Source organism: Lysobacter sp. Root667 (assembly GCF_001427715.1).
Lineage (GTDB): Bacteria > Pseudomonadota > Gammaproteobacteria > Xanthomonadales > Xanthomonadaceae > Lysobacter.
Genome location: NZ_LMHF01000009.1, coordinates 221,522 through 243,256, shown reverse-complemented (window position 1 = coordinate 243,256; position 21,735 = coordinate 221,522). Strand labels below are relative to the sequence as shown.

Annotated in this window: 21 protein-coding genes and 1 riboswitch; of the genes, 4 read left to right on the top strand and 17 right to left on the bottom strand. The window is 70.4% G+C overall.

Features of this window, described 5'->3' with window-relative positions:
* Positions 1-15: 15 nt before the first annotated feature.
* The 11 genes from nusB to glyA all read right to left on the bottom strand — a co-directional run bounded on the left by nusB (position 16) and on the right by glyA (position 10,099).
* Complete coding sequence (gene nusB / locus ASD78_RS04830) at positions 16-477, bottom strand: transcription antitermination factor NusB (RefSeq protein WP_055908641.1); 462 nt, start codon at positions 475-477, stop codon at positions 16-18.
* Positions 474-971, bottom strand: a complete 498-nt coding sequence (gene ribH, locus ASD78_RS04825; RefSeq protein WP_056098739.1) for a 6,7-dimethyl-8-ribityllumazine synthase — start codon at positions 969-971, stop codon at positions 474-476. Before ribH ends, nusB begins: the two co-directional genes overlap by 4 nt.
* A 129-nt stretch (positions 972-1,100) precedes the next feature.
* Positions 1,101-2,234, bottom strand: a complete 1,134-nt coding sequence (ribB, locus tag ASD78_RS04820) for a 3,4-dihydroxy-2-butanone-4-phosphate synthase (protein ID WP_056098737.1) — start codon at positions 2,232-2,234, stop codon at positions 1,101-1,103.
* Positions 2,231-2,839 carry a riboflavin synthase gene (locus ASD78_RS04815; protein WP_056098735.1) on the bottom strand — a complete coding sequence of 203 codons (609 nt, stop codon included), beginning with the start codon at positions 2,837-2,839 and terminating at the stop codon, positions 2,231-2,233. The genes ribB and ASD78_RS04815 overlap by 4 nt, the downstream gene beginning before the upstream one ends.
* Before the next feature lie 131 nt (positions 2,840-2,970).
* Positions 2,971-3,129: riboswitch (FMN riboswitch) on the bottom strand.
* Positions 3,130-3,567: 438 nt separating this feature from the next.
* A complete protein-coding gene (locus ASD78_RS04810) occupies positions 3,568-4,329 on the bottom strand; it encodes a class I SAM-dependent methyltransferase (protein ID WP_056098733.1) in 762 nt (253 codons plus the stop codon).
* Between the two features lie 10 nt (positions 4,330-4,339).
* The gene (ribD, locus tag ASD78_RS04805; RefSeq protein ID WP_056098731.1) at positions 4,340-5,440 is read right to left on the bottom strand and encodes a bifunctional diaminohydroxyphosphoribosylaminopyrimidine deaminase/5-amino-6-(5-phosphoribosylamino)uracil reductase RibD; all 1,101 of its coding nucleotides are present in this window, start codon (positions 5,438-5,440) and stop codon (positions 4,340-4,342) included.
* A complete protein-coding gene (locus tag ASD78_RS04800) occupies positions 5,437-6,357 on the bottom strand; it encodes a hypothetical protein (RefSeq protein WP_162250128.1) in 921 nt (306 codons plus the stop codon). The genes ribD and ASD78_RS04800 overlap by 4 nt, the downstream gene beginning before the upstream one ends.
* Positions 6,358-6,375: 18 nt before the next feature.
* Complete coding sequence (locus ASD78_RS04795; RefSeq protein WP_056098727.1) at positions 6,376-7,575, bottom strand: hypothetical protein; 1,200 nt, start codon at positions 7,573-7,575, stop codon at positions 6,376-6,378.
* A gap of 44 nt (positions 7,576-7,619) precedes the next feature.
* Positions 7,620-8,138, bottom strand: a complete 519-nt coding sequence (gene nrdR, locus ASD78_RS04790; RefSeq protein WP_055908665.1) for a transcriptional regulator NrdR — start codon at positions 8,136-8,138, stop codon at positions 7,620-7,622.
* A gap of 52 nt (positions 8,139-8,190) precedes the next feature.
* Positions 8,191-8,853, bottom strand: coding sequence for a TonB family protein (locus ASD78_RS04785; protein WP_056098726.1), 663 nt, complete (start codon positions 8,851-8,853; stop codon positions 8,191-8,193).
* Entirely contained in the window at positions 8,846-10,099 is a 1,254-nt protein-coding gene (glyA, locus tag ASD78_RS04780; protein WP_055908671.1) for a serine hydroxymethyltransferase, read from the bottom strand. Before glyA ends, ASD78_RS04785 begins: the two co-directional genes overlap by 8 nt.
* Positions 10,100-10,309: 210 nt before the next feature.
* Between glyA and lpxO the strand changes: the two genes are divergently transcribed.
* From lpxO to ASD78_RS04760, 4 genes are all read left to right on the top strand, one after another.
* The gene (gene lpxO, locus ASD78_RS04775; protein ID WP_056099823.1) at positions 10,310-11,212 is read left to right on the top strand and encodes a lipid A hydroxylase LpxO; all 903 of its coding nucleotides are present in this window, start codon (positions 10,310-10,312) and stop codon (positions 11,210-11,212) included.
* Positions 11,213-11,523: 311 nt separating this feature from the next.
* Positions 11,524-13,185, top strand: coding sequence for an energy-dependent translational throttle protein EttA (gene ettA, locus ASD78_RS04770; RefSeq protein ID WP_055908674.1), 1,662 nt, complete (start codon positions 11,524-11,526; stop codon positions 13,183-13,185).
* Positions 13,186-13,249: 64 nt separating this feature from the next.
* Positions 13,250-14,062, top strand: coding sequence for an orotidine-5'-phosphate decarboxylase (gene pyrF / locus ASD78_RS04765; RefSeq protein ID WP_056098724.1), 813 nt, complete (start codon positions 13,250-13,252; stop codon positions 14,060-14,062).
* Positions 14,063-14,159: 97 nt separating this feature from the next.
* Positions 14,160-15,116: an MBL fold metallo-hydrolase gene (locus tag ASD78_RS04760; RefSeq protein ID WP_056098723.1), complete on the top strand. Its 957-nt coding sequence runs from the start codon at positions 14,160-14,162 to the stop codon at positions 15,114-15,116.
* A gap of 19 nt (positions 15,117-15,135) precedes the next feature.
* On the opposite strand, the gene ASD78_RS04755 is transcribed toward ASD78_RS04760, so the two are convergent.
* Genes ASD78_RS04755 through ASD78_RS04730 form a run of 6 tightly spaced genes read right to left on the bottom strand, consistent with a single transcriptional unit; the run spans position 15,136 to position 21,716 of the window.
* Positions 15,136-16,020 carry a glycosyltransferase family 2 protein gene (locus ASD78_RS04755; protein WP_055908684.1) on the bottom strand — a complete coding sequence of 295 codons (885 nt, stop codon included), beginning with the start codon at positions 16,018-16,020 and terminating at the stop codon, positions 15,136-15,138.
* Positions 16,004-16,840, bottom strand: a complete 837-nt coding sequence (locus ASD78_RS04750; RefSeq protein WP_055908689.1) for a glycosyltransferase family 2 protein — start codon at positions 16,838-16,840, stop codon at positions 16,004-16,006. The genes ASD78_RS04755 and ASD78_RS04750 overlap by 17 nt, the downstream gene beginning before the upstream one ends.
* Before the next feature lie 52 nt (positions 16,841-16,892).
* Positions 16,893-19,109 carry a type II secretion system secretin GspD gene (gspD, locus tag ASD78_RS04745; RefSeq protein WP_056098721.1) on the bottom strand — a complete coding sequence of 739 codons (2,217 nt, stop codon included), beginning with the start codon at positions 19,107-19,109 and terminating at the stop codon, positions 16,893-16,895.
* Between the two features lie 10 nt (positions 19,110-19,119).
* The gene (locus tag ASD78_RS04740; protein WP_055908695.1) at positions 19,120-19,941 is read right to left on the bottom strand and encodes a hypothetical protein; all 822 of its coding nucleotides are present in this window, start codon (positions 19,939-19,941) and stop codon (positions 19,120-19,122) included.
* Complete coding sequence (gspM, locus tag ASD78_RS04735) at positions 19,931-20,599, bottom strand: type II secretion system protein GspM (protein WP_235566442.1); 669 nt, start codon at positions 20,597-20,599, stop codon at positions 19,931-19,933. The genes ASD78_RS04740 and gspM overlap by 11 nt, the downstream gene beginning before the upstream one ends.
* On the bottom strand, positions 20,589-21,716 hold the full coding sequence (locus ASD78_RS04730; RefSeq protein ID WP_056099818.1) for a PilN domain-containing protein: 1,128 nt from the start codon (positions 21,714-21,716) through the stop codon (positions 20,589-20,591). Before ASD78_RS04730 ends, gspM begins: the two co-directional genes overlap by 11 nt.
* Between the last annotated feature and the right edge of the window lie 19 nt (positions 21,717-21,735).

The following is a 21,735-nucleotide window of genomic DNA, read 5'->3' as shown; positions in this document are numbered from 1 at the left end:
CGGCGGCGGCGCGCCTTATTTGGCGCGCGGCGACTGCACTTCGACCGGGCGCCAGGCCGCGGCTGCGTGGTCGAGCACGCCGTTGACGTAGGTATGGCCGTGCTCGGCGCCGAAACGCTTCACCGTTTCGATGGCCTCGTTGAGGACCACGCGATACGGCACGTCGGGGCGGCGGCGCAACTCGTAGGCGGCGATGCGCAGCACCGCGCGCTCGATCGGATCGACCTGCTCGATGTCGCGGTCCAGGTACGGCGCCAGGGCGACGTCGAGTTCTTCCTGGAACTTGTCGACGCCGCGCACCAGATCCTCGAAGTACATGAGGTCGGCGACTTCGTGCGCCTGCTCGTGGGCGAACTGCGAGATCACGTCCTCGACGCGCGCCCCCGACAGCTGCCAGGCGTACACGGCCTGCAGCGCGCGGCGGCGGGCGCGCGAACGCGCGACCGGGTCTATGCCATCGTGGCGGCGGCGGTTCATCGCGTCGGCTCCCGTGATTCGTGCTTGAGCGGCGCCTGCACCAGCAGGTGCGCCATTTCCAGTGCGGCCAGTGCGCACTCCTCGCCCTTGTTGCCGTGGCTGCCGCCGGCGCGGGCCTCGGCATCCTCGTGGCGTTCCACCGCGAGCACGCCGTTGGCGATCGGCAGGCCGTAGTCCAGCGCGACCCGCATCAGGCCGTCGGAGCAGCCGTCGGCGACCTGCTCGTAATGGCGGGTGTCGCCACGCACCACGCAGCCCAGCGCGACCACGGCGGCATGCGCGCCGGAGCGGGCCAGGCGCGCGGCGACCACCGGCAGCTCCCATGCGCCGGGCACGCGGATCACGTCGATCGCGTCCTCGGCGACGCCGTGTTCGGCGAAGGTGCGGCGCGCGCCGGCGACCAGCGTATCGGTGATGCGCGGGTTCCAGCGGCTGGCGATGATGGCGTAGCGCGCGCCTTCGGGGCTGCGCAGATCGCCTTCGTAATGGGGCATGGGAGAACCGTCTGGACGAAAGGGGTAGTTTAGCGGCTGGGGCGGCCAGTGCCGACGAATCGGCGCCGCCGCGGCCACCGTAACGCACGAAGACGACCACCGAAGGTCGCCTTCGTCCATGGCCCGGACTCAGGCCAGCGAGGCGGGATCGACGTATTCGACGACTTCCAGCCCGAACCCGGCCAGGCCGACCTGGCGCCGCGGCGTGCCCAGCACGCGCAGCCGGGCCAGGCCGAGATCGGCCAGGATCTGGCCGCCGGCGCCGTTTCGACGCCATTCGGCCAGGGCGTGGCCGCGGCTGGGCGCTGCGGCGACGGCTTCGGCCTCGTGCGCGGCCGCTTGCTCGCGCACCCGCGCCAGCAGGGCCTCGGCGTCGGGAGCGTCGCCCAGCAGCACCAGCGCGCCGCGCTCCTCGCGCGCGATCGCCGCCAGCACGTCGCCAACCGCCGGGCCGAAGTCGGCGCGCCGCCAATGCAGGCTGTCGGCCAGCGGGTTCTGCACGTGCACGCGCACCAGGGTCGGGACGCTCGCGTCGGCCTGGCCGCGCAGCATCGCGAAATGCAGGCCGTGGCTGAGGCGGTCGCGATAACTGATCAGGCGGAACGGACCGTACTCGGTGTCGATCTCGCGCTCGTCGACGCGCTCGACCGTGTGCTCGGTCGCCAGGCGGTAGCGGATCAGCTCTTCGATCGAACCGATCTTGAGACCGTGCTCGGCCGCGAACGCTTCCAGCTGCGGACGCCGCGCCATGCTGCCGTCGGGGTTGAGGATCTCGACCAGCACGCCAGCCGGTTCCAGACCGGCCAGCATCGCCAGATCGCTCGCCGCCTCGGTGTGGCCGGCGCGGTTGAGCACGCCGCCGGGCTGCGACATCAGCGGGAAGATATGGCCGGGCTGGGCCAGATCGGCCGGCTTGGCGTCCGGACGCACCGCGGTGCGTACCGTGTGGGCGCGGTCGTAGGCCGAAATGCCGGTGGTGACGCCCTCGGCGGCCTCGATGCTGACGGTGAAGTTGGTGTGGTGCGAGGAGGTGTTGTCGCGCACCATCGGCCCCAGGCCCAGCTGCAGGCAACGTTCGCGCATCAGCGACAGGCAGACCAGGCCGCGCGCGTGCGTGACCATGAAGTTGATGTCGGACGGCCGCACCAGCTCGGCGGCCATGATCAGGTCGCCTTCGTTCTCGCGGTCTTCGTCGTCGACGATCACGACCATGCGGCCGTTGCGGATTTCTTCCAACAGCTCGGGAATGCTGGCGAAATTCATGCGCCGGTCTCCGCTTGGGCGCCGAGCAGGCGTTCGACGTAACGCGCCACCAGGTCGATTTCGAGATTGACCGCCGCGCCGACCGCAGTCTGCGCGAACGCGGTGTGGGCGACGGTGTGCGGAATCAGCGCGACTTCGAAACTGCGCGCATCGGCTTCGTTGACCGTGAGGCTGACGCCGTCGACGCAGATCGAGCCCTTCTTGGCGATGTAGCGCGCCAGCGCGGCCGGCACTTCGAAGCGCCAGCGCTGGGCGCGCGCGTCCTCGCGCACGTCGAGCACGCGGCCGACGCCGTCGACGTGGCCGCTGACCAGGTGCCCGCCGAGGCGGTCGCTGGGCCGCATCGCCCGCTCCAGGTTGAGCATGGCGCCGTCGTGCAGGCCGCCCAGGGTGGTCAGGGACAGGGTTTCGGTGGACGCGTCGGCTTCGAACCAGTCGCCGCCGAAGCCGATCACGGTCAGGCAGACGCCGTTGACCGCGATGCTCTCGCCCAGCTTGGGCTGGTCGAAGTCGAGACTGCCGGTGGCGACGCGCAGCCGCACGTCGCCGCCCAGGTTTTGGCGACCGGCGAGCGCGCCGACGCCTTCGATGATGCCGGTGAACATCAGCGCGTCTCCCCCAGGGTGAGCGCGCAATGGCAAAGGTGGAGCTTGGACATGAAACGTTTCCCGCATGATGGTGAGCGAAAAACGCCTCAAGGCACGAGGCAAGCGCACGGCGACGCGCGCCATGCGAAAGCCGTCTTCTTTCATCCGGACTGTGACCGTCGGCTCCGGCGTCGGACCGGATCTGCTGACCCTCCGGCGTGGCCGGAGGCGCTCGCGGGCTCGCGCGGGGACCCTTCGGCCCTGCGCCTACCGCCGGTGGGGAATCTCACCCCGCCCTGAAGACGTTACGTTGTGGTGCCGGAAACCGGCGCGGGCATTCTAGCATCGGGGGTGGAGGGGGCCGGTCGGACGCAGTGTTCTGGGGGGCGTTTAAGAGCAAATCCCCCCTAGCCCCCCTTTTTCAAAGGGGGGGGAACAGCAAAAAGCGGCGCCGCGTCGTCGGAGCTGCTGGCCCTCAGTAGAGAGGGCGCTTGCCGGTCTTCCTATTTGGAAAAAGGCGCCTGCTGATCCTCCCCCTTGGAAAGGTGGCGCCTGCTGCCCCCTTGGAAAGATGGCGCCTGCTGATCCTCCCCTTGGAAAGATGGCGCCTGCTGATCCTCCCCTTGGAAGGTGGCGCCCGCTGGCCTTTCCCTTTGGAAAGGTGGCGCCTGCTGGTCTCCCCCCTGGAAAGGTGGCGCCCGCTGGTCTTCCCCCTTTGAAAAAGGGGGATCGAGGGGGAGTTGCTTCTAAGCCTTACGCCGCAAATGCAGAAACAGCGGCCACTGCAAGGTCCGCACATCCTCCGCCGCCCCCCAGGCCGCGGCCAGTGCCGGGGCATGGCGCGCGACCGGGTCGTCGCCGGTGGCGGCCAGGCAGCGCGCGCTGGCCGACATGCTGGCCAGGTAGCCCAGGAACCGCGACAGGGTCCATTCGGCCTCCAGCCACAGCGCCGGCGCCGGCAGCGCCGGGAACGGCCAGGCGTAACCGGCGTAGGCGGCGTCGATCTGGGCCCGCTCCGGCGGCCAGTACTCCTCGATCTGGGCGCGGAACGCGGCCACCGGGTCCTGCATGCCTTCCGGGGCCAGGAAGTCCTGATAGCCCCAGGCCGCCAGCACGCCGCCGGGCGCAAGCACACGTTCGCATTCGCCAAAGAACGCCTCGCGATCGAACCAATGCAGGGCCTGCGCCACCGCGATCAACCCGACGCTGGCATCGGCCAGAGCGGTGCGCTCGCCGGGTTCGACCGCGAGCGTGATCCGCTCGGCGCCCGCGTTCGCCCAATGCTGGGCAATCTGCTGCGCGCTGGGATCGCTGGCGTAGACCCAGGCGAAGCGCGCGGCCAGGCCGCGCGTGGCCTGGCCGCTGCCGCAGCCGGGTTCCCAGACCCGCGCCGAAGCCGGCACCACCGCGCGCAGCGCATCGAACAGCGCATCGGGATACTCCGGGCGCGCGGCCGCGTAAGCACCGGCGACGCCGGAGAAATGGTCTTTGAATCCGGGCTCGCTCATGCGCGGCTCCTCAGGTGCTGCTTTCCGGTCGCAGCAGCAGGCGCATGTCGTCGCCGATGCGCCGCGACTCGACGATGTTCAACCGCAGCTTCTGGGTCATATCGTCGATCTGCAAGCCGTCGAACAGCGGACGCGCATTCGCCCCCAGCAACACCGGCGCCACGTACAGCAACACCTCGTCGACCAAACCCGCGGCGAGGAAGGCGCCGGCGAGGGTGGCACCGGCTTCGAGCTGGATCTCGTTGACGTCGCGCTCCGCGAGCAGGCGCAGCACCGCCTCCAGGTCGAAGCAGCCGTCGCGCACCGCCACCGCGGCGTGCTGGGCGCTGAACTCGCGCGGCGGCTTGGCGTCGGGCGCGTGCAGGTACAGCGTCGGCGCATCGCCCTCGCGCACGCGGCCGCGTGCGACCGTGGCCAGACCAGGGTCCAGCACCACCCGCAGCGGCGCCACGAACGCAGTGTCGTCGCCCAGGCGCACGGTCAGCGAGGGGTCGTCGGCGAGCACGGTGCCGGCGCCGGTGACGATCGCGCCCGCGCGCGCGCGCCAGCGCTGCACGTCCAGGCGCGAGGCTTCGCCGCTGATCCACTTCGATTCGCCGCTGGCCAGCGCGCTGCGGCCGTCGATGCTGGTCGCCAGCTTGACCCGCAGCCACGGCCGACCGCGTTCGATCCGCGACAGAAAGCCGCGATTGAGCGCACGCGCCTGCGTTTCCATCAGTCCGCTGGCCACCTCGATGCCGGCCGCCTGCAGCTTCGCAAAACCGGCGCCATCGACCTGCGGGAACGGATCGCGCATCGCCGCGACCACGCGCGTCACGCCGGCCGCGATCAGCGCCTCGCTGCAGGGGCCGGTGCGGCCGGTGTGGGCGCAGGGTTCCAGCGTCACGTAGGCGGTCGCGCCGCGCGCGCGCTCGCCGGCCGCGCGCAGGGCATCCACTTCCGCATGCGGCTCGCCGGCGCGCTCATGCCAGCCTTCGCCGACGACTACGTCGCCGTGCGCGATCACGCAGCCGACCATGGGATTGGGCTTGGTGGTGTAGGCGCCCTTCTCGGCCAGGCGCAGCGCGCGGGCCATGTGGACGTGGTCGGTGGCGGTGAAGGACGTGGTCATGGCGCGCGCTTGAAATGGGTGGCGTCGGGAAAATCGGAGACCAAGCTGCCATCGGCCTGCACGGTCAAGGTCATCGCGCCGCCCTCGGTGGCGCCGCCCTTGGTAGCGCCGATCGCATTGGCGTCGAATTCGATCAGGTACAAGAGCTTGGTCGCATCGTCCACGCTTAGCCAGCGCGGTCGGTCGGGCTGCTCGGGGAAGCGTACGCCGACGGCTTTCACCGCGGCATCGGCCGGCAAGGCAGCGAACTCGAACTCGCCATCGCCGCCTTGCTTCGCGGTTTGTTCGATCACCCGACCGTCGGCCAGACGCAACATGGCCTTGGCGTCGCCTACCGCCAGACCGATACGCGGCTCGTACACTTTGACCCACACGGTCTCGCCGGCGCGACGCGGCCGATGCGCCCACCAGCTGCCGACCGGCAACAGTCCCGCGTCCACCGCCTGCTGCAGGGTGTCGATACCGTCGCCGCGCACTGCGTTCAGATCGGCCTCGGTCAAGGGCGGCGGCAGTGCGCGCCTGATGCCGTCCACGCTGTCGGGCGCGCGCTCCACCAGCGTCACGCTGCGCTCGCCGCCTTGCCAGCAGCCGCTCACGTCCATGCCTGGCATCGGCACGTCGCGCATGCGGAAGCTGCCGTCCGGATTCAATTGCAGGCTCGGCTTCGTGTCCCCGGCGGTTGCGGCATAACGCCCCGCCAGCGCCGTGTCGCCGGATGCGCAGCCCGCGACGGCGGGCAATGCGAGCAGCCAGGCGCACACGATCGCCAGGACCGGCCACGCACCGGCCGCGCGCGCAACGCGTGATGCTAGGGACGTCATGCGGCCCGCACTCCCGAAGTCGAGATCCGGAGCGCCCGCCCGCCGGCTGCGGCGAAGAGCGCGATCAGGGCACGCGCTTGGGAGTTCATCGCGCACTGCGTGCTCTGCAAGCCGTCAATGCCGCACATAGCGCCCGGGCACCCGCGGTGCGATCAGAGCCCCGTCGTCCTGGCTCAGGATGATCTGATCGAACGGCACCGGCGTCGCCGCCGCGCTGTCCAGGCCGATCGCGAAAATACGGCCCCGGCTTTCGTCCAGCGCCAGAGCTTGAGCCGGAATGTCGGGGGCCTGCAGGATCACCTGCTGCAAGCGCGCGCCCGGACGCCGTACGGCCAGGGCCCAGCCGCTGGGACCGGTTTCGGTGCGCTCCGTGCGCCCGTCCGAATACACGAAGCCCACGCCGATTCCCTCGGCGCGCTGACCGCGCTGCGGATCGCCGATGACGACCGCGTAACCCTCGCCTTGCATGTCCGCCTCGGACGGCGGCAGACAGCGCCGCGAATCGAAGGTCGCGGGGCGCAGCTCGAGCGTGCGGCGATCGGCCATCGCATGCAGGCGCCAGACCTCGTGCAGTCGCTGCAGGTAGGTTTGCGCCGCACGCTCCGCCGCTTCCATCTCGTCGACGGGGACGACGTCGGCCGGCGCTTGCCCTTGCAGAGCGGCTTCGTTCGCGGCGGCGGTCGCGGCGGCAGCGGCGGCCTCGGCCGCCGACAGGAGCGGCGGCGGCCGGCGCTCGGGTTGCGCGGCCCTCGCCTCGATCGCCGCGGCGCCCGCCGTTTCCAGCGCCCGCCGCGCCTGTTCGAGCGCAGCCAGCGCCGGCGCCAGGGCTGCCTCGGCTTCGCCGCGGCGCGCGGCATCGGTCGCAGCGCTTACGTCCGCGATGGCGGCCAGTTCGCCCAGCTCCAGCCCGAGCCGATAGGTCTTCACGAAACCGCAGGCCTCTTCGATCAGCGCCTCGCGCCGCTCCTCCGCGAACTCGCCGAGCCGCTTCTGCGCATCCGGATTCCACGGCAGGGTCTGGTCGAGCGAGAACGCGGGCTTGCTGGGCACCGGCGCCTGCGTGGTCAGCACGATGCGGTCCCCGCCCACGTTCCATCGGCCGCTGGCGGATTCGACCATCAAGCCGTAGCTGAGGCTCCATTCGAAACGCCCGTCGGGTTCGAGCAGCAACTCCGAGGCCGCGTCGGCCGCGCCTTCCAGGACGTAGCGGCCGGCCAAGGCCGCGCGCTGCCGGTCCTCTATCGGGTCGGCGGCCTGCGCCGCGCCGGCGAGCAGGCCCAGGACGAGCAGCGAAAATCTCAATGCATTCGACATGCGCGAATTCCTTTCGGCGCGTAACGGGGGGTTCGCGCCCGGGCTCAGCGCTTCTTCTTGTCCGGCCGCGGCTCGTCCTCGCCCAGCAGAGGCAATTGCGCGTCGCCCGGGATGTCGCGTTCCAGACGGTCGAGCTCCTCGCGGAAATCGGCCACGTCTTCGAAGGAGCGGTAAACCGAGGCGAAGCGCACGTAGCCGACGTGGTCCAGCTTGCGCAGTTCGGCCATCACGAACTCGCCGACCCGGCGCGAAGGCAGTTCGCGTTCGGCGGTCATGCGCAGCTGGTGCACCACCGCGCGCACCGCCGCTTCGATCTGTTCTTCGGCCACCGGCCGCTTCTGCAGCGCGCGGTCGAAGCCCACCCGCAGCTTGCGCGCGTCGAAGGCCTCGCGGCGGCCGTCGCCCTTGATGATCATCGGCAGTTTCAGCTCGATCGTCTCGAGCGTGCTGAAGCGCTCTCCGCAGGCCTCGCAGACGCGGCGCCGACGGATGGTGGCGCCGTCGTCGGACACGCGCGAATCGATCACGCGGGTGTCCTGGTGCTGACAGAAGGGGCAATGCATCAGGGCACCATAGGCTTGTACGGAAGCGAGGAACGCCAGCGCCCGGAGTCGATCATTTGTGCCGCCGGAACCCGTATTTCGGCCCGTCCGGGTAAAAACGCATGCTCACATTGCCATAGTCGGCAACCGGTCGGCCATCGCGCAGCGCCGGCACGAAGGTCACCTGCCTGGCGAACGCCAGCGCGGGCGCGTGGAATACCGGGTCGTTGCTGCAGATCACCATCGCGTCGCGAGTGCGGCCCTTGGCGTCGATGATGACCTTGACCACCACCTCGCCGACCTTGTCGCCGGCGGCGACTGGGTAGACCGCCTCGGGGCGGTTGTTGGGCTCCGGCGCGCGGCTGCCGTCTTGGGTATAGGCGGCCTGCGATCGGCCGCGATCCGCCTCCGACAACCAGGCCACGCGGTTGCGCGCATGGAAATCCGAGATCTCGCGCCAGGTAGTCCGGTACGGCCCCGCCCCCGCCGACATCTCGCACATCGGGACGTAGTAGGTCTCGGTCATGCCGATGCTTTCGCGCAAGGCGGGCGACAGCGGCGGCGGCGCGGGCGCGTTGATCTCGACGGCTGTCGCCTGGGCAGCTTCGGCCGGCGTCAGCGTCTTGTACTCGATCGCCGGCGGCGGGTCGTTTCCGGCCGGCGGAGCCGCGGCCGCCTGCGCGCTCAGGCACGCAAGCCAGCCGATGGCCGCCAGCCGTAAACCGGCCTTAGCCATACACCGGGAACTGAGCGCACTGCTTGGTCACGTTCTCGCGCACGCCGGCGATGACCTTGTCGTCGTTCGGGTGATCGAGCACGTCGCAGATCCACTCGGCCAGGGCCACGCAGTCGGCTTCCTTGTAGCCGCGGGTGGTGACGGCCGGGGTGCCGATGCGCAGGCCCGAGGTCACGAACGGCTTCTGCGGGTCGTTCGGCACCGCGTTCTTGTTGACCGTGATGTGGGCCTTGCCCAGCGCTTCCTCGGCGGCCTTGCCGGTGATGCCCTTGCCGATCATGTCGACCAGCATCAGGTGGTTCTGGGTACCGCCGGAGACGATCTTGTAGCCGCGCGCGACGATGGTCTTGGCCATGGCCTGGGCGTTCTTGACCACCTGGGCCTGGTAGTCCTTGAACTCCGGCTCCAGCGCTTCCTTGAACGCGACCGCCTTGGCCGCGATCACGTGCATCAGCGGACCGCCCTGGATGCCCGGGAAGACGATGCTCTGCAGCTTCTTGACCAGGTCCTCGGACGCGTCCTTGGCGACGATGATGCCGCCGCGCGGGCCGCGCAGGGTCTTGTGGGTGGTCGAGGTGACCACGTGCGCGTGCGGGACCGGGTTCGGGTAGACGCCGGCGGCGATCAGGCCGGCGACGTGGGCCATGTCCACGAACAGGTAGGCGCCGATCTTGTCGGCGATGGCGCGGAAGCGCGCCCAGTCGACCACCTGCGAGTACGCGGAGAAGCCGGCCACGACCATCTTCGGCTTGTGCTCCAGGGCCAGGCGCTCGACTTCGTCGTAATCGATCAGGCCCTGGTCGTCGACGCCGTACTGGATGGCGTTGAGCAGCTTGCCGGAGATGTTGACCTTGGCGCCGTGGGTGAGGTGGCCGCCGTGGGCCAGGCTCATGCCCAGGATGGTATCGCCCGGGTTGAGCAGGGCGAAGTACACCGCCTGGTTGGCCTGCGAGCCCGAATGCGGCTGGACGTTGGCATAGTCGGCGCCGAACAGCTGCTTGACCCGGTCGATCGCCAGCTGCTCGGCGATGTCGACGTACTCGCAGCCGCCGTAATAGCGCTTGCCCGGGTAACCCTCGGCGTACTTGTTGGTCAGCACGCTGCCCTGGGCTTCGAGCACGCGCGGGCTGGCGTAGTTTTCCGAGGCGATCAGTTCGACGTGGTCTTCCTGGCGGCGCGCTTCGGCGGCGATGGCCTGGGCGAGCTCGTCGTCGAATCCGGCAATACGGGTCTGGCTGGGGAACATTCGCGGCCTCGGAGGGAAAAACGGACGGGGGGAGGGAGAGCGGCGCGTCGGGCCTGAGCCGGCGTTAACCTTCGAGCAGGCTTGACGGAAGACCTGAAATGTTAGCCTAGGGGCGTATGGCGGCCAACCGCCCTGTTGGGCTCGCAGGCCCCCGGGACGCCCGAAAGCGCTCCCGCACCCCACCCCACCGCTTTGCTGGATGTCCCGACCGTGAAATGGGTCTTCGTCTTCCTGTTCCTGGCCAGCGCCGTGTACGTGCATCTGCGCGGCAAGGTACGCCACCGTCTGGGGCGGCAGCTGCTGGACCATTCGACCTTCATGGCGCCGATCAACGTGCTGATGTACGCCTGTTCGCGGGTGCCGACCAGCCCCTTCATCGAGCCCGACCGCCATTTCCCCGAGCTCGAGCCCCTGCGCGCGCGCTGGCGCGAGATCCGCGAGGAAGCGCTGCACCTGCGCGAGTTGCAGCACATCAAGGCCGCCGACGGCTACAACGACGTCGGCTTCAACTCGTTCTTCCGGCGCGGCTGGAAGCGCTTCTACCTGAAGTGGTACGACGAGGCACACCCCTCGGCCGCCGAGCTGTGCCCGCGCACCACCGAGCTGCTGCGGCAGATCCCGGCGGTCAAGGCCGCGATGTTCGCCGAGCTGCCGCCCGGCGGCGAGCTGCGCCCGCACCGCGACCCGTTCGCGGGCTCGCTGCGCCTGCACCTGGGCCTGGACACGCCCAACGACGACGCCTGCTTCATCGACGTCGACGGCCAGCGCTACAGCTGGCGCGACGGCGAGTGGACCATGTTCGACGAGACCTACATCCACTGGGCCCAGAACGGCTCGCAGGCCAACCGCATCATCCTGTTCTGCGATATCGAGCGGCCGATGCGCTTCGCCTGGGCGCGCGCCATCAACCGCTTCGTGGCCAAGCATTTCATCGCCGCCGGCGCCTCGCCGAACATGGAAGGCGACAAGACCGGCGGCATCAACCGCCTGTTCAAGTACTTCTACGCTCTGCGCCTGAAGGCCAAGGGCCTGCGCGAGCGCAACAAGACCCTGTACTACGCCCTCAAGTACGCCCTGGTGCTGGCCGCGATCGGCTTCGTGATCTGGCTGTAGGCCCCACCGGCGCCCCTGTGGGAGCGGCGTGAGCCGCGATCGGGTCCGACCGACCCAGCCCTAGCCAGCGCCGCCCATGGTGCCCACCGCCTCCCCAGGGAGCGGCCTGCGCGGGTATCGGGAGCGGCGCGAATCGCGGCTCACGCCGCTCCCACAGAAGGCGGCTCGCGTCGCCTCGGACCCGACCGGATGAACGCCGGCGACCTCCGCGCTGGAACCCCGCCCGCGCCTGCGGGATAATTGCCGCTTCCCGCCCCGCCCCCTCCGGCCATTCCCGGCCTGGCTAGGCGCGCCCATGCTTCGGAGTCCGCATGCAATACATCTACACCATGAACGGCGTCAGCAAGACCGTGCCGCCGAAGCGTCAGATCATCAAGGACATCTCGCTGTCGTTCTTCCCCGGCGCCAAGATCGGCCTGCTCGGCCTGAACGGCGCCGGCAAGTCGACGGTGCTGAAGATCATGGCCGGCGTCGACCAGGACTTCACCGGCGAAGCGCGCCCGGCCAACGGCATCAAGGTCGGCTACCTGGCCCAGGAACCGCAGCTGGACCCGGCCCATACCGTGCGCCAGGCCGTGGAAGTCGGCCTGGGCGAGATCATCAACGCGCAGGCCGCGCTGGACGCGGTCTACGCCGCCTACGCCGAGGAAGGCGCCGACTTCGACAAGCTCGCCGCCGAACAGCAGCGCCTCGAGTCGATCCTCGCCGCCGGCGATGCGCACACGCTGGAGAACCAGCTCGAAGTCGCCGCCGATGCGCTGCGCCTGCCGCCGTGGGAAGCCGTCGTCGGCAACCTCTCCGGCGGCGAGAAGCGCCGCGTCGCGCTGTGCCAGCTGCTGCTGCAGAAGCCCGACATGCTGCTGCTCGACGAACCGACCAACCACCTCGACGCCGAATCGGTCGAATGGCTGGAACAGTTCCTCGCCCGCTACACCGGCACCGTGGTGGCCGTCACCCACGATCGCTACTTCCTCGACAACGCCGCCGAGTGGATCCTCGAACTCGACCGCGGCCGCGGCATTCCGTGGAAGGGCAACTACACCGACTGGCTGGTGCAGAAGGACGAGCGCCTGAAGCAGGAAGAGAACCAGGAAAAGTCGCGCCAGAAGGCGATCCAGAAGGAACTCGAATGGGCGCGCAGCAACGCCAAGGGCGGCCGCAGCAAGGGCAAGGCGCGTCTTGCGCGCATCGATGAGCTGCAGTCGGTCGATTACCAGAAGCGCCAGGAAACCAACGAGATCTTCATTCCGCCGGGCGAGCGCCTGGGCAACAAGGTCATCGAGTTCAAGAACGTCACCAAGAAGTTCGGCGACCGCCTGCTGATCGAGGACCTGAGCTTCAGCGTTCCGCCGGGCGCGATCGTCGGCATCATCGGCCCCAACGGCGCCGGCAAGTCGACCCTGTTCAAGATGATCATCGGCAAGGAACTGCCGGACTCGGGCACCATCGAGACCGGCCCGACCGTCAAGCTGGCCTACGTCGACCAGAGCCGCGAGGCCCTGACCGGCAACCACAACGTGTTCCAGGAAGTCTCCGGCGGTCTCGACATCCTCAACATCAACGGCATCGAGATCCAGTCGCGCGCCTACATCGGCCGCTTCAACTTCAAGGGCCAGGACCAGCAGAAGATGGTCGGCTCGCTGTCGGGCGGCGAGCGCGGCCGTCTGCACATGGCCAAGACCCTGCTGCAGGGCGGCAACGTACTGCTGCTCGACGAACCGTCCAACGACCTCGACATCGAAACCCTGCGCGCGCTCGAAGACGCCCTGCTCGAATTCCCGGGCAACACCTTCGTGATCTCGCACGACCGCTGGTTCCTGGACCGCATCGCCACCCACATCCTGGCCTTCGAAGGCGACTCGCACGTCGAGTTCTTCCAGGGCAACTACCGCGAGTACGAGGAAGACAAGAAGCGCCGCATGGGCGAGGAAGGCGCCAAGCCGCATCGCCTGCGCTTCAAGGCGCTCAAGTAAGCCGCAGCACCCGGCGCCCACCCGAAACGGTGGGCGTCTTCGCAAAGACCGACAGGACACCCCCATGAGCTTCATGCAGGCGCTGCGCACCCGCTGGACCCAGTCCGACTCCCTGGTCTGCGTCGGACTGGACCCGGAACCGGCCAAATTCCCGGCAGCGTTCGCCGCCGATCCCGACGCAGTGTTCGCGTTCTGCCGCGACATCGCCGACGCCACCGCGCAGTACGCCTGCGCGTTCAAGCCGCAGATCGCGCACTTCGCCGCGCTCGGCGCCGAGGATGCGCTGGCGCGGCTGATCGCGCACATTCATGCCGCGCACCCGGGCGTGCCGGTGATCCTGGACAGCAAGCGCGGCGATATCGGCAGCACCGCCGAGCACTACGCCAGCGAAGCTTTCGATCGCTACGGCGCCGACGCAGTCACCGCCAACCCCTACCTCGGCCGCGATTCGGTGCAGCCCTTCCTCGACCGCGCCGAACGCGGCGTGATCGTGCTCTGCCGCACCTCCAACCCGGGCGCCGGCGACCTGCAGGACCTCGTCGTCGACGGCCGTCCGCTGTACCAGCACGTCGCCCACAAGGTCGCGCACGAGTGGAACGCGCACGGCAACTGCGCGCTGGTGGTCGGCGCGACCTGGCCGGAACAGTTGCGCGAAGTGCGCGCGATCGTCGGCGACGTGCCGTTCCTGGTGCCCGGCGTCGGCGCCCAGGGCGGCGACGTCGAAGCGGTGGTCAGGAACGCCAAGACCGCCGACGGCACCGGCCTGATGGTGAGTTCCTCGCGCGCGATCCTGTACGCGTCCGGCGGCGCCGACTACGCCGAGGCCGCGGCGCAGGCCGCGAAGTCGCTGCGCGACGAGATCAACCGCCACCGTTGAAGCAGTGCGCCGGCCTCGTCCGGCGCAAGCCACGCGGCAGGCGGGCCATCGCGGTTCGTCATGAGCGGCGCGGCGCGTTCGCGCTAGGCTTGCCGGCATGGACCACCCCGCCGATGCCGCTCGTCGCCGCCTGCTCGCCGCCGCCCCGTTCGCGCTCGCCGCAGGCGCCTGGCCCGTCGCTCCCGCGCTGGCCGCTTCCATCGCCCGCAAACGCACGCGCCTGATCCTGCTCGGCACCGCCGGCGGACCGACGCCCAAAGCGCTGCGCGCCGCGCCCGCCAACGCGGTCGTGATCGACGATGCGGTCTACGTGATCGACTGCGGCAACGGCGTGGCCCGGCAGCTGGCCTTGGCCGGACTGTCGCTGGGCGCGATCCGCGACGTCTTCATCACCCACCACCATTCCGATCACAACGCCGACTACGGCAACTTGCTGTGGCTGGCCTGGGCCGCCGACCTGCGCCGTCCGGTCGATGCCTGGGGGCCGCCGCCGCTCAAGCGCATGACCCGGCAGTTCCTGCAGCTCAACGACAGCGACATCCGCACCCGCATCGCCGACGAAGGCCGGCCGCCGCTGGCACCGCTGATCCGCGCGCACGAGCTCAAGCGCAGCGGCGTGGTGATGCAGGACGAACGGGTGAAAGTGACCGCCGCGCTGGTCGAGCATCCGCCGGTCGCGCCGGCGTTCGCGTATCGCTTCGACGGACCGGACCGCTCCATCGTGTTTTCCGGCGACACCCGCCCCAGCGCGGCCCTGATCGAACTGGCGCGCGGCGCCGACGTGCTGGTGCACGAGGTCATGTATCTGCCGGCGCTGGAGAAGCTGATCGCCAGCGAGCCCAACGCGCAGCGCCTGCGCCAACATTTGCTGGACAGCCACACCACCACCGAACAAGTCGGGCGCCTGGCCAGCGAGGCCGGCGTGAAGACTCTGGTGCTGAGCCACTTCGTGCCGGGCGGCGATGCCTCGCTGACCGATCAGGTCTGGCGCGACGCGGTGTCGCCTCACTTCCAGGGCGAGCTGGTGATCGGCCGGGATTTGCTCGAACTCTGAGCGGCTGCGACCGCCGCGCTCAGCGCAGCCAGGCGCGCGCGGCCGCGATCGGAAACCGCAGCCAGATCGCGGCGAACACGCCGAGGCGGGTCCACACGCCGCGGCGGCCGGCTTCGAACTTGCTGAAGTAGCGCCACAGGCCGCGGTGCTTGTGCCACTCCACGAACAGCGGCCGCGAGCGGCTGGAAACGCCGCGCACGTGCAGCACGCGCACGCGGTTGGCGACCGCGACCACGGCGCCGGCTTCGCGCGCGCGCCGGCACAGGTCCAGGTCCTCGGCATGCAGGCGATAGCCGGGGTCGAAACCGCCGATGCGCGCGAACAGCGCGCGCGGCATCAGCATCAGGGCGCCGGATACGGCCTGCACGCGTTGCAGCGGCTGGCTGTCGTCGGCGGCGAGATTGAGCGCGGCGCGCGGCGCTCGGCCCAGCGCGCCAGCCAGCATGCCGGCGAAATCGGGGTCGTTGCGCCGCGCCGCGCCGTCGCGCACGCCGTCGTCGTCGACCAGGTCCGCACCCAGCAGCGCATCGCCGAGCGGCGCCGCCAGCGCGCGCAGGCGCGCGAGCGCGTCGGCTTCGAGCAGGCAGTCGGGATTCACGAACGCCAGCCACGCTGCCGGCGCATCGCCCAGATCGTCCACGCCCTGATTGCAGCCCACGCCGAAGCCGGGATTGTCCGGGTTGTCGATGAAACGCACGCGCGCGTCGCCGGCCGCGTGGCGCTGGACGATTTCCAGGGTGCCGTCGCTGGAATGGTTGTCGACCACGCGGATCGCGCTCACGCCCTGCGCGGCGCGCAGGCGGCTGAGGCAGTCGTCGATGGTCGCCGCGCTTTGGTAGCTCACGACGATCGCGGCGATGCCGTCGTCGCTCGCGCGCGGTTGGGAGTCAGGTGAAGAGGTCACGTTGCGGATCCGGTGGGCCGACGCCGTCGAGCAGGCCGGTCAGTCGTTCGCGCGATCCGTGCAGCGGATCGCTCATCAAGAATCCCGCCAGGCGCGCGTGCCAGTCCGGCCAGCGCACCGCGAGGTGGTCCATGTCGCCGTCGTAAGGGCCGCCCTCGCCGCGGCGGGCGACGAAGGCGGTATCGCACAAGGCATTACGCCAGCCCAGCCCGGACAGGCGCAGCGACAGATCGATCAGCGCCGCGTACCAGGAGCCGTAGCTGGCGCCGTCCAGGCCGCCCGCGCGCTTGCGCGCGCTGCCGCGCAGGGCGACGGCATGGCCGATCGCGGCCGGCAGTTCGGGATACAGCGCGGGCATGCCGGCCGCGGCGCGCGACAGGCGTTCGAGGTCGGCGGGCACCGCGGCGATCTCGCCGATGCGCGGCCAGGACGCGGCCTCGCCGGCGTTGCTCCACGGGGTCGCGGTCGCGATCGCGCCGTCGCTGGCCAGGCAGCCGCTCAAGCGCGTCAGCCAACCCGGCGCGGGGATCGCGTCGGGCGCCAGCACCGCGACGTCGGCGTCGCCGCAGGCGGCCAGCACCTCGCTGACGTGGGCGGCCTCGCCGATCGGGCGCTGGCGGCGGGTGCAGTCGGCCTTGAGCGGGGTGCGCGCCATCCAGCGTTCGATGATGGCGTAGCCGCGCGGCCCGGCCTGGGCGTCGTCGGCCAGCCAGACGCGGGTGCCCGGCGGCGTGCACGCGTCCAGCGCGGCCAGGCAGGCGTCCAGCGCGTCGTCGTCGACGCCGACCGGGACCACGACGATGGGCAGTTCGGGCGGCATGCGCAGACGATCCGCGATCGCTCGCGGATCCGTCAAGCCGGGGCCTGCGCGGTCACTTGTTGCGGCGCGGCTTGTTCTGCAGCGGCTCCAGGGCGCGGAAGCGACGGCCGTACTCGTCGGTCAGGTCGCGCGCTTCCTGCGGATTGCGCACGATGGTCGGCGTCAGCAGGATGATGGTCTCCTCGCGCGCGTTGTTCGAGTTCTGACGCCCGAACAGGCCGCCGATCACCGGAATCCGGCTCAAGCCGGGGAAGCCGGACGAGCCGCGGGTGACGCCGTCGCTGATCAGGCCCGCCATCAGCACCGTGTCGCCGCTCTGGATCGCGGCTTCGGTCTTGAGCTTGCGGGTGTCGATGCGGACGTTGCCGTTGCGGTCGGCCTGGCCGGTCGGGCTGCTGACCTCCTGAACGATGTCCAGGAACACCATGCCGTCCTTGCTGACGCGCGGACGCACCTTGAGGATGATGCCGGTGTCCAGGTACTGCACCTGGCTGTAGGTGTTGTCGTTGTTGGAGCCCGGGTTGACCGTGACCGAGGCGATCGGAATGCGGCTGCCGACGTTGAGGGTGGCCTCGGCGTTGTTGCGCACCAGGACCGATGGCGATTGCAGCAGCTGTACGTCGGTGACCGCGTCCAGGGCGCTGATCACCGCGGCGGCGTTGCGGCCGAGGAAAGTCCAGCCCAGACCGCCGGTGCCGGACGCGGTATCCACCGGCTTGATGCTGCCGGCCAGGGTGCTCCAGGTGGTGCGGCCGACCGCGTCGGGCAGGCCGTTGTCGGTGACCGCGCGCTCGAAGAACCAGTTCACGCCGTAGGACAGGTCGCCCTTGAGCTGCACGGTCGCGACCTGGGCCTCGATGTGCACCTGCATCGGCATGACGTCGAGCTTGTCGATCACGTCGCGGATCGAACGCCAGGCGCCGGGGCTGCTGCGTACCAGCAGCGAGTTGGTTTCCTCGACCGCGGCCACGCCCACGCGGGCGCCGTCGATTTCCAGGGTCACGGCACCGTTGCCGCTCTGGCGCGAGCCCAGCGACATCTCGCCGCCGCTACCGCCGGTGCCGCCGGTACCGCTGTCCTTGCCGCCGATGTTGGCGGTGGAGCCGTTGGCGCCGTCCTGCAGTTCGACCGGCTCCAGCCCGGGCATCAGCGAGGGCGCGCCGGCGCCGGAATCGCCACCGCCGCTGCGGCCGCCGCCGAACACTTCCGACAGGCGCTGGGCCAGTTCCTTGGCCTTGATGTACTTGAGTTCGTAGGTGAACAGCTGCATTTCGCCGCCGGCGCCGTCGATGCGCTCCAGCCACTGCTGGATGTCGTCGAGGTAGTCGGGCTGGGTGCTGATCACCAGCACCGCGTTGGCGCCTTCCAGCGGCATGAAGCGGAACATGCCGGCGACCGGCGACTTGCTCTGCTCGCCGAACACCTTCTCCAGATCGGCCACGACCTTGGCGGCCTTGCCCGACTGCAGCGGGAACACGCCCACCGACATGCCCGACAACCAGTCGACGTCGAAGATCTCGATCGTGCGCAGGTAGTTCTCCAGCTCGGCGCGGCTGCCGCCGATGCTGATCACGTTGCGCGCGCCGTCGACGTTGACGATCGCGTTCGGGCGCGCGTACGGCTTGAGGATCTTCTCCATCTCGGTGGCCGAGATGTAGCGCAGCGGCACGGTGCGCACTTCGAAGCCGCGCGCGGTCGAGGCCGAGCCGGTGCGCGGCGCGACGTTGCCGGCCAGGGCCTGGTCGGCGGGCACGATGTTGTAACGGCCGCCGCTGTAGACCAGGCGCGCGTTGTTCCAGCCCAGCACCATTTCCAGCAGGTTCATCGCCGCGGCCGGGCTGACCGGCTTGGGCGTGGACAGGGTCACGGTGCCCTGCACGCCCGGCGCGATCACGTAGTTCTGGCCGAGCATGTCGCCGAGGATGGCCTTGACCACCGCGTGCAGCGATTCGCCTTCGAAGTTGAAGGTCGCCGAGCCGCTGGTGGCGCCGATGCCGGGCGGCGCTTCGGCGGCGGCACTGCGGTTGATGACCTGGCCGCTGCCGCGACGGATCTGCGGCCGCGGCCCCCGGCTCTTGTCGTCCAGCGGCTGCGATGAGACCTGGTCGGCGGCGGCGGTGCCGGCGGTACCGGCCTTGCCGCGCAGCGCCGCCGGATCGGCGTCGCGGCGTATGTCGGCGACCGGCGCGCTGGCGCAGGCCGCCAGCAGGCTGGCGATGGTGAGGCCGACGAGGGCACGGGACGCGGTTGGGTTGTGACGTAGCTTCATGCGTTCACTCTCACGGCGTCTTGGCCGGGGGTTGCTGGGCTTGCTGTTGCCGCAATTGGGCGCGACGCGCCTCGATCCTTTTGCGGATGGCTTCCATCTGTGCCTGCTCGGTCATCGGTTCGGTGCCGGAGGTATTCGGGTTGGTGCTCGTGGCCGGTTTGGGCGGGCCGGGATTGAGCTGCTGCGGCATCGGCGCGGCGGCGTTGCGGCCCGGCGGCTGCGGCTGCGGTTGCGGCTGCACCTGCGGCGGTTGCGGCGCGCGCGCGCCGGGCGAGGCCGCGCCGGGGACCGGCGGCGGCACGGCGATCGCGGTCGGCGCTTGTCCGCCCTGGCCGTCGTACACGCGCAGGTCCATCTCGCGCCGGCCTTCGGGGCCTTCGAACACGGCCTTGCGCGGCTCCAGCGCGGTCAGGCGCCAGGCCGGATGCGATTCGGGCACGTCGCCGAGCTTGACCCGTACCGACTCGCTGCCGTCGGCCGGCTGCAGGATCGCCATCTTCAGGTCCGGCGTGATCAGCACGCTGCTCAGCACGTAATCGAAGGTGTTGGCCTGCGCGGCCTCGTCGCCCTTGCCCTGGACGAAGAAGGCGCGCGGGCGGCGGTCGTCCATCAACAGCGGACGCGCGCCGATCTCGGCGTACTGGGTCAGCGGCCCGACCCGTGGCTTGGCCGGCGCGCGCGATTGCGGCAAGGCCGCGACCAGGCTGGCGTCGTCGTCAAGCAACTGCGCGTTGCGGCCCATGCCGGCCAGGGCCAGCAGCCAGACCAGCACGGCCCAGCCGGCGACGGTGGCGAGCAGCCAGGTGCGGGGGCTGGCGGCATCAAGACGCATCGACGGCCCCCGGGACGTTGGCGGCCTTGGGTGCGGCGGGCGCGGCGGGGCTGGGACGCAGGTAACCGTAGAGGTCGAAGCTCACGTCGATGCCGCCATCGGACGAAGGCCGGCCGGTGCCGGGCACGAAGTAGCCGCGCGCCGACAGCAGATTGAGGTTGCCGACGAACAGCCGCGGCGATCCGCTTTCCAGCGAATGCAGCACGGCCGCGGTCTCGCTGGTGCCGCAACGCAGGCGCACCTGCACCACCACGCGCGTATAGCGGTCGCGGCGCGAGTTGTCGGCCAGCGGCGAGCGGTTGTCGATGCGGCAGCTGCGGTTGCCCGGGCTGGCCTGGGCGACCACGTTTTCCAGACGCTGCACCAGCGCGGCGCTGGCGAGTTCGGCGCTGGCCTCGGGCAGGAACCCCGGCTGGCCGGCCTGTTGCTGGCGCACCTGCTGCAGGCGTTGCTGCACCTGCGGCGCCTGCTGCAGTTGCATGCGCTGGCGCAGTTCGCGTTCCTTGAGGCTGTCGAGGCGTTCGTTGGCCTCGATCATCGGCACGGTCCACCACGGATGCACCAGCACCGCGTAGGCCAGCGCCAGCGCGGCCAGCAACAGGCCCAGCGCGACCCAGCGGTCACGTTCGATGCCGCCGACTTTGAGGTCATTGGCCACGGGCGGCCTCCGCTCGCGGCGGACCGATCTCGGCGGTCAGGGTGAAACGGTCGCGGCCGCTGGTCGGATCGGGCTGGACCGCGCCGGTCAGCGCCGGCGAGCGCCACAGCGGCGTGCCCTGCAGGCGCGCGATCAGCGACGAAGCCTCGCGGCTGAGGCCGATCAGCAGCAGGCTGTTGTCCTCGATCGCGAGTTTTTCCAGATAGGTGCTGTCGGGCAGGCGCTTGCTGAGTTCGTCGATGAGCTCGACCGTGCTCGGGCGCTCGGCGGCGGTGCGGTCGAGGAAGGCCTGGCCTTCGATCAAGCCGATCAGCTCCTGACGCTGCGCGGCGGCGTCGCGCGCGGCGGCGGCATGGCTGGCGATGGTCTGCTCCAGGGTGTCGGCGGCGCTGCGGCGATTGGCCAGCAGCTGCCACAGGGTCGCGGCGATCGCGATCAGCGCGACCGCGACCAGCACCAGGTTCCACAGCCGGAACGGATCGCTGTGACTGCGCCGCTGCGAGGGCGGCAGCAGATTCACCGACAGCGGCGCGCCGTCGGCGCCGGCGACATCGACGCCGGCCAGGCTGTCGGCGAGCGGACCGATCGCGGCCAATTGCGGGTTCAGGGCCTGGCGCGGCACCGCGACCAGTTCGGCGTCGAGCTGGCCGTCGCCGTCGCGGCGCGCGAGCACGCGCGCATCGAACGCGACCGCGTCGGCGGTGAACGGGGTCTGGCGGTCGATTTCGAAACCCACCACATCGCGCAGGCGTTCGGCCGCGGCGGCGGGCAGGGTCAGACGGCGGCGCAGGCTGCTCGCCGCCGGCAGCAGCAGCCAGCGCGGCAGATCGGCCAGACCGGACGGCAGCAGCGGCGCCAGCGGATCGTTGCTGCGTGCGCCGACGGCGTGCGGCGCGGTCAGCGCGCCGAGGTCGGCCACGGCGAAGTCGGCCAGGCCGGGCAATACGCCCAGTTCGCGCAGTTCGGCGCCGCGCTGCAAACGCAGCGACAGCGATTCGCCCTGCACCTGCAGCAGCAGACGGCCGCGGTCCATGCCCAGCGCCTGGCGCGCGCGCAGCGGCAGCCAGGCGGCGAGGTTGCGTCCCCACCACGACAGGAAACCGCCCGCGCCGGGCATCAAACGGCCGCCCAGGCGT